The following is a 6558-nucleotide window of genomic DNA, read 5'->3' on the forward strand; positions in this document are numbered from 1 at the left end:
CCCGCCATTACGGAAAAGACGACTTACCCCCTGGTACCTGGTACCCGGGGGTCGCTGTTTATCTGGGCGTTTGTTATCCGGTGCCGATTCAGAATCGCCCACCGCCACCCATGAAGCCGCCGTCGAACGTGTTCGGCGAACCGCCGAACGACGTGGGGCTCCAGCCTCCAAATCCACCCCGCCCGCCTCCGCTGAGGAGGTCGCCGATGATGATCCCGCCGAGCAGCGCACCGGTGTCGTCACCACCCCGGCGGGAGTAGGCGCGCTGTGCCGCCCGCACGTCGGCATTGGCCAGCGACTGGGCTTGAGCGGCCAGCGTCGACGCCACGTTTGCGTGGGCAATCGCCTCGGTGATGTTGGTCGATCTCTTGCCTTGCGCGGCCTGCAGATGCTGTTTGGCTTCCTCGAGCTTGGTCCGGGCGTCAGCCCCGATGCTGCCGCGGCGGGTGTCGATGTACTCGGAGACTCCGCGCACCCGCGAGTCCGCGGTAAACACGGCCTGATCGAATGAACGGGTGAGCCGCTCGGCGTTCGCGTCTTCTTCGGCCAGGGTGGCCAGCAGCCGGTCGAGGTCCGTGTCGGCCTTGGTCAGGTGAATGAACGCGATAAGCGGGTCGGCGGCGCCGCCGCCGCGGGCGGCTTCGAGGGTTTTGACCGCCGCATCGCGCGCAGCGATCAATTCCTTTGTGTGCGCCGACCTGGTGTTCTGTTTCTGCTGCAGTCGCCCGTTGGCCTGCTTGATCCCCGACGCAATGTCGGTCATAGCCGCCGGCAGCGTGGCAATGGCGTGTCTGATGTCGTCGGCCGCGGTATTCACGGCATCCAGCAGCGCTCGTGCTTGCCCGAGCGCCGACTCGGCGGCACGAAACGAATCCACCAATCCGCCCTGCTGCCCAGTCCCAGACCGGGCGGCCAGATTACGGGCCGAACCGATGTTGCGATCGGCAAAGGACAGCCGTTCCCCGGCGGTCGCGACATTTCCGGAGACCGACGTCAGCGCCGCGGCGTCGAATTCTTTTCCGAGCTCGGCAAGTCGCTGTTGTGTCGGGGCGACGCGGCCGGTGAGTTCGACGTATTGCTGGGTCAGCCCGTCGAGCAGGGACGGGGCGTTGATCACCAGATCCCGCAGCTGTTCGAACGCCTCGGTTTGTGACGCCAGTTCGCGGTTGGCGCGCCCGGCCGACATCACCACCTGGGTCAGCAGTTGGCGGCGCTCCGCATCCCTCAGCGGGGTGCCGTCTTCAAGTTGTCGACGCACTTTGAACGCCTGGGACAGAGCCGCCTTCGCGTTGTTGACCGCCTTGGTGAACGGCTCAGTGCGGCCTTCGCCGAACTCCTCGACCGCCAGCATGAGCTCGTTGGAGCTGGTGCGCACCGCGTTGTCGACGTCCACCACAATCGCCCGGGAGAGGTCGTCCAGGGTCTGCGTGCGCACGGCGGCCAAGGCGTTGGCGTCAGTTGGGTCGATGCGTCGTGCCGCGGCCAGCGCGGCGGCGCGACGCCGCCGGGCGCGACGGCGCATAACAAACAGCAGGACCACCACCGCGATGACGACGCCGGCGAGGATCAGCGCCACCAACAGCCAATTGACCGTTAATGCGCTCGGCGGCGCGTTGGACGGTGCTTCGAGTCCGCTGGCCGCGGCGACCGCCGCACCACCCCAGTCGCCCGCGCGCAGGGCGGGTTCGATTTGATTGCGCCGCAAGTTGTCTACCTGACTTTGACTGACGCCTTTCGCCGTGGGGGGCACCAGAAAGGCGTACGCGCGACCGGTCGTGCTCACGGCGAGCAGCGCGTCGTAGTCACCGAAGTCGCTGGCGAGCGCGGTGCGCTGCGCCCAGTTCACGGCACTCAGCCCGGAGAAGTTGTCGACGTAGACCACCCACAGCCGGATGTGGCGGTACGCATAGAGCTTGTCGATTGCGGCCTTCACCGACGCGCGGCCGGAGTCCGACAATGCGTTCGCGTTGTCGGTGATGTAGCCAGACAGGGCCACCGGTGGTTGCGCGCCGGCGGGCGCTGCCAGCAGCCCTGCGGCGAGGCCCACGGTGAGGATCGTCAGGATCGTGCTGAGCAAGCGAGCAGTGCGCATACGTCAATGTAGCCCGGGGGCGTAGAGCCGGGCCCATCTCGTCGTTCCCTGGCAGACTGTGCTCCGGTGACTAAGGAGGCGAACACGAATCAGCAAGACCCCTATGACGACTTCGACCGTGCGCGGCGGGTAACCGAAGCACCGAAGACCGCGGGCCTGCCGGGTACCGAAGGTCAGCACCGCACCGATTTCGCCCGCGACCGGGCGCGGGTGCTGCACAGCGCCGCACTGCGCCGGCTAGCCGACAAGACGCAGGTCGTGGGGCCCCGTGAAGGTGACACTCCACGCACCAGGCTGACGCACTCGCTGGAAGTGGCCCAGATCGGGCGGGGAATGGCGGTCGGACTGGGCTGCGACCTCGACCTCGTGGAGCTTGCCGGTCTGGCCCACGACATCGGGCATCCGCCTTACGGGCACAACGGCGAGCGCGCGCTCGATGAGTTCGCCGCCGAGCATGGCGGCTTCGAAGGCAATGCCCAGAACTTCCGGATCCTCACCAGCCTTGAGCCCAAAGTGCTTGATGCACATGGCCATAGCGCGGGACTCAACCTGACTCGCGCATCCCTGGACGCGGTCACCAAGTACCCGTGGACCCGCAGCACGTGGCTTGGAGACGGGAGAAGCAAGTTCGGGTTCTACGACGAGGACCGTGAGCCGGCGGCGTGGGTTCGCGCATGCGCGCCCGCGGATCGGGCATGCCTGGAAGCCCAGGTGATGGACTGGGCCGACGATGTCGCGTATTCGGTGCACGACGTCGAGGACGGCGTCGTGTCCCAACGCATCGACCTGCGCGTGCTCGCCGACGACGACGAGGCGGCCGCGCTGGCCAAACTGGGGGAGCGCGAATTCTCGCGGGTCAGAGCCGATGACCTCATGGCGGCCGCGTCCCGGTTGTCGGCTCTGCCTGTGGTCGCCGCGGTCGGCAAGTACGACGCCACGCTGGCAGCGTCGGTCGCGCTCAAGCGATTGACCAGTGAATTGGTGGGCAGGTTCGCCTCGGCCGCCATCGCGACCACGCGTGCGGCCGCCGGGCCCGGGCCACTGGTGCGCTACCGGGCCGACCTGCAGGTGCCCGACCTGGTGCGTGCCGAGGTCGCGTTGCTCAAAATCCTGGCGCTGCAGTTCATCATGTCCGACCCGCGGCATCTGGAAACCCAAGCCCGGCAGCGCGAACGTATCCACCGGGTGGCGCACTGGCTGCAGTCCGGGGCACCCCGAACGCTCGATCCCGTGTTCGCCGCTTCGTTCAACGCCGCGGCCGACGACCGGGCCCGGCTGCGGGTCATCGTCGATCAGATCGCCTCGTATACCGAGGGTCGGCTGGAACGAATTGACGCTCGCCAGGCGAGCGCTTAGCACTTACTTGGGCGCTGACTCGGGGTTAGGCTCCCGGCATGATCAAACTCAGCGCCGTTGCCACCCTCTTGCTGACGATTCCCGCCATGGCGGCCAGCGCATGCAGTTCGCCTCAGCATGCGAGCACCCAGCCGGGCACCACGCCCGAGGTCCAAAGCAGTGCACCCGGGTCGTCGGCGACGACCAGCCCGGCCCCCGGCGCCGGATCGCTCACCGCGCAACTGAAAGCGCCGGACGGCCGGGACGTGGCCACCGCCACTTTCGATTTCAGCAACGGCTATGCCACCGTCACTGTGAAGACCGTGGCGGCCGGCATCCTGGCGCCCGGTTTTCACGGCATGCACGTCCACGAGATCGGCAAGTGTGAGCCGAACTCGGTTGCTCCCAGCGGCGGTCCGCCGGGCAATTTCCTGTCCGCGGGCGGTCACTACCAGGCGCCCGGACATACCGGAAAGCCCGAAAGCGGCGACCTGACGTCGTTGGAGGTGCGCTCAGACGGCTCCGCTTACGTGGTGACCACCACCGATGCGTTCACCAGGGACGACCTACTGGCAGGGAACAAGACCGCGTTGATGCTGCACGGCGCCGAAGGCGGCGACATGGCGATGTCCATGGAGCGGGTCGCGTGCGGCGTCATCGTCCCGGCTAGCTGAACGGGCCGGCGCTTTAGACTGGGCCGATGGCTGGCCGGATCCCCGATCGTGACGTCGCGGCCATCCGCGAACGGGTCCGCATCGAGGACGTCGTTGGCGACTACGTGCAACTGCGCCGCGCCGGCGCCGATTCGCTCAAGGGCCTATGCCCGTTCCACAACGAGAAGTCACCGTCGTTCCACGTCCGCCCCAACCACGGCCACTTCCACTGCTTCGGCTGCGGCGAGGGCGGCGACGTGTACGCGTTCGTCCAGAAAATCGAACACGTCAGCTTCGTGGAGGCGGTTGAACTGCTCGCCGACCGGGTCGGCCACACGATCAGTTACACCGGCCCGGCCACCAGCGTGCAGCGCGATCGCGGTAGTCGCAGCAGGCTCATCGCCGCCAACGCGGCCGCGGCCGAGTTCTATACTGCGGCGCTGGAATCCGACGAGGCGGCAGCGGCCCGCCAGTATCTGACCGAGCGGAACTTCGACGCACAGGCGGCCCGCCATTTCGGCTGCGGGTTTGCACCGTCTGGCTGGGAGTCACTGACAAAACATCTGCTGCGCAAGGGTTTCGAATTCAAAGAGCTGGAAGCGGCCGGCCTGTCCCGGGAGGGGCGCCGCGGCCCGATGGACCGGTTTCACCGGCGGCTGTTGTGGCCCATCCGCACGTCGGCCGGTGAAGTGATCGGGTTCGGGGCCCGGCGGCTGTTCGACGACGACCCGATGGAAGCCAAGTACATCAACACGCCCGAGACGCTGCTGTACAAGAAGTCGTCGGTGATGTTCGGCATCGACTTGGCCAAACGCGACATCGCGAAAGCGCACCAGGCCGTCGTCGTCGAGGGCTACACCGACGTGATGGCGATGCATCTGGCTGGAGTCACCACCGCGGTCGCGTCGTGCGGCACCGCGTTCGGCGACGAGCACCTGGCCATGCTGCGCAGGCTGATGATGGACGACAGCTTTTTTCGCGGCGAACTGATCTACGTGTTCGACGGCGACGCGGCCGGCCGCGCCGCCGCGGTCAAGGCCTTCGACGGCGAGCAGAACCTGGCGGGGCAGTCCTTCGTTGCCGTCGCCCCGGACGGCATGGATCCCTGCGACCTGCGCCTGAAGGCGGGCGACGGCGCTCTGCGCGACCTGGTGGCCCGGCGAACCCCGTTGTTCGAGTTCGCGATTCGCACCGCGCTTGGCGAGATGGACCTGGACAGCGCCGAGGGCAGGGTCGCCGCGCTGCGCCGCTGCGTACCCATGGTGGGTCAGATCAAAGATCCGACGCTGCGCGACGAGTACGCGCGCCAGCTCGCCGGCTGGGTCGGCTGGGATGATGTCGCGCAGGTCATCGACCGGGTGCGGAGCGAGGCCAAGAAGTCCAAGTCCCCGGCTCGGGGCGTCCGGGTTTCCGGTTCCTTCCGCGGGGGCGGGCAGCCTTCTGCCGACGCCGTCCCGGCAGAGCCCGCCACCACTCGTCCCGACCCGCGTGAGCCAACGCTGTGGCCACAGCGCGAGGCGCTCAAGTCGGCGTTGCAGTATCCGGCGCTGGCCGGCCCGGTGTTCGACTCGCTCACCGTTGAGAGCTTCACGCACCCCGGGTACGCAGCCGTGCGCGCGGCCATCGAGGCGGCCGGTGGTACGTCCACCGGCGTGACCGGGGCGGAATGGATCGAAGCGGTGCGCCGGCAGACCACGTCGGCACTCACCGCGGGCCTGATCAGCGAGCTCGGGGTGGAGGCCATCAAGGTCGACGACGAGAAGCTGCCGCGCTTCATCGCCGGGGTGCTGGCTCGCCTGCAGGAAGTCTGGATGGGCAGGCAGATCGCCGAGGTGAAGTCCAAATTGCAGCGCATGTCGCCGATCGAGCAGGGCGACGAGTATCACGCGCTATTCGGCGACCTGGTCGCCATGGAGGCCTACCGGCGCAGCCTGTTGGAGCAGGCTAGCGGCGACGATCTGACGGTGTGAAGACAGCATCGTCAGCCGGCCGCTCGACATCGCGCTTTACCACGGCCGTCTGTTCGTCGATCTCGGCCACGGTGACAAAGCCGGTGTCGGGTGAGATCCGGCTCGCGATCTTGCGGCGTCCCCCTTCGATCACCGATTTGGCCATGGGACTGCTGGTCAGCGCGCGATAGGTCCCGACGATCTGCTCGTATCTGCGACGTCCGGCTTTCGAGCCCAGCACGTAACCCAGTCCAAGCACCACGACATACCCGATCAAAGCGTTCCTCCCGACGATTGATGGCTCCATCCTGCCTCACCCGCCCGGGTCCGCGCGCGGTCGATCCCTCTAGCTGCGGGGCGGTGCGTTTGTCCCTCTAGTTGGGTGCGGTTATTCCAGTACGCTAGAGTCGTCCCGCGATCGGGTTAATCCCCTGTAGCTCAATTGGCAGAGCATTCGGCTGTTAACCGAAGGGTTGGAGGTTCGAGTCCTCCCGGGGGAGCAAGCGTTAGCGCAGGCCACCGCTTCTCC

5 protein-coding genes and 1 tRNA gene are annotated in these 6558 nt (G+C 67.2%); 4 read left to right on the forward strand and 2 right to left on the reverse strand.

Annotation, left to right across the window (positions count from 1 at the left end; genetic code table 11):
• Window positions 1-88: 88 nt before the first annotated feature.
• Window positions 89-2092, reverse strand: a complete 2004-nt coding sequence (locus ACLP4W_RS27920; protein ID WP_442390600.1) for a TPM domain-containing protein — start codon at window positions 2090-2092, stop codon at window positions 89-91.
• Window positions 2093-2158: 66 nt separating this feature from the next.
• On the opposite strand from ACLP4W_RS27920, the gene ACLP4W_RS27925 reads away from it, so the two are divergent.
• The 3 genes from ACLP4W_RS27925 to dnaG are packed head-to-tail and all read left to right on the forward strand — an operon-like array spanning window position 2159 to window position 6050.
• Complete coding sequence (locus tag ACLP4W_RS27925) at window positions 2159-3448, forward strand: deoxyguanosinetriphosphate triphosphohydrolase (protein WP_442390601.1); 1290 nt, start codon at window positions 2159-2161, stop codon at window positions 3446-3448.
• A 38-nt stretch (window positions 3449-3486) separates the two neighbouring features.
• The gene (gene sodC, locus ACLP4W_RS27930) at window positions 3487-4101 is read left to right on the forward strand and encodes a superoxide dismutase[Cu-Zn] (RefSeq protein ID WP_442390602.1); all 615 of its coding nucleotides are present in this window, start codon (window positions 3487-3489) and stop codon (window positions 4099-4101) included.
• Between the two features lie 26 nt (window positions 4102-4127).
• A complete protein-coding gene (gene dnaG / locus ACLP4W_RS27935; RefSeq protein ID WP_442390603.1) occupies window positions 4128-6050 on the forward strand; it encodes a DNA primase in 1923 nt (640 codons plus the stop codon).
• On the opposite strand, the gene ACLP4W_RS27940 is transcribed toward dnaG, so the two are convergent.
• Entirely contained in the window at window positions 6025-6306 is a 282-nt protein-coding gene (locus ACLP4W_RS27940) for a hypothetical protein (RefSeq protein ID WP_442390604.1), read from the reverse strand. The two genes, dnaG and ACLP4W_RS27940, sit on opposite strands and share 26 nt — an antisense overlap.
• 150 nt (window positions 6307-6456) lie before the next feature.
• Here ACLP4W_RS27940 and ACLP4W_RS27945 point away from each other — a divergent pair.
• Window positions 6457-6529, forward strand: a tRNA-Asn gene (locus tag ACLP4W_RS27945).
• The last annotated feature ends 29 nt before the right edge of the window (window positions 6530-6558 follow it).

The organism is Mycobacterium sp., from assembly GCF_052145595.1.
Classification (GTDB): Bacteria; Actinomycetota; Actinomycetes; order Mycobacteriales; family Mycobacteriaceae; genus Mycobacterium.

Excerpts from the sequence above, each read along its gene's own strand:
- ACLP4W_RS27920 (WP_442390600.1), bottom strand. The coding sequence starts at position 2,092 with ATGCGCACTGCTCGCTTGCTCAGCACGATCCTGACGATCCTCACCGTG.
- sodC (WP_442390602.1), top strand. The coding sequence starts at position 3,487 with ATGATCAAACTCAGCGCCGTTGCCACCCTCTTGCTGACGATTCCCGCC.
- dnaG (WP_442390603.1), top strand. The coding sequence starts at position 4,128 with ATGGCTGGCCGGATCCCCGATCGTGACGTCGCGGCCATCCGCGAACGG.